The organism is Collinsella aerofaciens ATCC 25986, from assembly GCF_964237925.1.
GTDB lineage: Bacteria > Actinomycetota > Coriobacteriia > Coriobacteriales > Coriobacteriaceae > Collinsella > Collinsella aerofaciens_BJ.
This window is the reverse complement of the sequence record NZ_CAXSKI010000036.1, coordinates 1-1547: the sequence shown is the minus strand read 5'-3', so window position 1 is coordinate 1547 and position 1547 is coordinate 1. Positions and strand designations below refer to the sequence as shown.

Here is a 1547-nt window from a genome sequence, read left to right as displayed (position 1 = left end):
CGGCGGACGGCATGCTCACGCTGGCGGGCCTTGCGGTCTGCGCGCTCGCGTTCGCCGCGCTCACGGCGGCGGGCGCGGCCTGGTTCGCGCGCTCCGAGGAGAGGTGATGGCCATGACGCGACTCTCCGACCCGACGCCGCGCATGACTCTCCCGCGGGCCCTGCTCTCCGAGGCCCTGCGCCTGGCGCGCTCCCCGCTCGCAGTGGTGCACCTCGTCTGCGGCCTGGCAGCCGGTCTTGCCTGCGGCGAGTACTTCTCCGTAACCCGATGGGACCCGGCGCTGGGCGCGGACGCCTACGCCCAGTTCCTCGGCGCCCTCATGCCGCTCATGTCCGCCATCGTCTGCGGGCTCGCCGTGGACGAGGAGCGCGCTGCCGGGCGCCTCGCCAACCTCACGGCGGTCCCCTCGCGCGGGCGCGCCGTCGCGGCGAAGCTGCTCGCCCTTGCGGCGCTCGGCGCGGGCGCGCTGGCCGTGGCGCTCGGCGTGTTCGGGGCCGTGCTCGCCGTCGCCGGGCGCCTGCCGCTCGGGCCCGCTCCGCTTGCGGCCGCCTGGGCGGGCATCGTGCTGGGCAGCCTGCCCCTCTACGCGCTGGGGCTCGGCGTGGCCCTGCGCCTCGGCCGCAACGCCGCCATCGGCGCCGGCGCGGCGGGTATGCTCCTCGCGTTCTTCTCAGTGGGCGGACTTGCGCACGGCCTCATGACCGGCGAGCTCACCGGTGCCCTGGCGACGCCCCTGAGCTGGGTGCCGCTCGCCTGGCCCGCGCGCCTGGGGTCGCTCGGGGTGGAGGCCTTCATCGACGCCGCACGCGCGGCGGGCCCTCTCCTCACGACTGCGCTCGCTGGCCTCGTGCTCACCCTGGCGACCGCCGCCGTCCTTATCGCCTGGTTCCGCCGCTTCGAGGACGGGAGGGCAGATGAGTAGGAGGCCGCTCGCCGCCGTGCTCGCCCTCCTCTCCGCAGCGCTCGTCCTGGGCGGGAATGCCCTGCTCGACGCCGGCTGGGGGTCGGCGCTGCGCTCGATCGCCGACCGCGTGCTGCCCAACCCTGAGATCACCATGTGGGCGCCCGCGCCCGAGCCCGGCAGCCACGCGAGCTCCTACGCCGACGCCACCGGGGCGGGGGCGAACTACGTCTACCTGGTGGACGCGGCGGACGACAGGGGCAATGTCCGAGAGCTCCAGCTCATCTTCTTCGGACGGGAGTCGAACGGCGAGGGCTGGCTCGAGATCGAGGCGCGCGGCGGCTCGGGCGTGCGCTACCGCGCGTGCGACGCGGCCGAGGCGCCCGCGGCTGCGCGCAGGGCTCTGGACCGCTGAGCGCGGCGCTAGTACAATTCCGACGAGAGTTTCAGGAGGTCAAGCATGGCGAGGATACTGGCAGTGGATGACGAACGGGCGATCCTCGACGCGCTCGCGCGCGTCCTCGGCCGCGACGGCCATGAGGTCGTCAAGGCGGCGGACCCGACGGCGGTCCCGGGGATGGACCTCTCGCGCTTCGACCTCGTGCTCTGCGACGTCATGATGCCGGGGCTCGACGGCTTCGAGCTC

Annotated in this window: 3 protein-coding genes; all 3 read left to right on the top strand. The window is 74.5% G+C overall.

The genetic code is table 11. From position 1 onward, the window contains the following. Positions 1 to 106 precede the first annotated feature (106 nt). Positions 107 to 922, top strand: coding sequence for an ABC-2 family transporter permease (locus ACESWY_RS10230; protein ID WP_373094354.1), 816 nt, complete (start codon positions 107 to 109; stop codon positions 920 to 922). Continuing rightward, a complete protein-coding gene (locus ACESWY_RS10225; protein ID WP_373094352.1) occupies positions 915 to 1316 on the top strand; it encodes a hypothetical protein in 402 nt (133 codons plus the stop codon). The genes ACESWY_RS10230 and ACESWY_RS10225 overlap by 8 nt, the downstream gene beginning before the upstream one ends. Positions 1317 to 1361: 45 nt before the next feature. After that, a partial coding sequence (locus ACESWY_RS10220; RefSeq protein WP_373094350.1) for a response regulator occupies positions 1362 to 1547 on the top strand: 186 nt, incomplete at its 3' end.

Excerpts from the sequence above, each read along its gene's own strand:
- ACESWY_RS10230 (WP_373094354.1), top strand. The coding sequence starts at position 107 with ATGGCCATGACGCGACTCTCCGACCCGACGCCGCGCATGACTCTCCCG.
- ACESWY_RS10225 (WP_373094352.1), top strand. The coding sequence starts at position 915 with ATGAGTAGGAGGCCGCTCGCCGCCGTGCTCGCCCTCCTCTCCGCAGCG.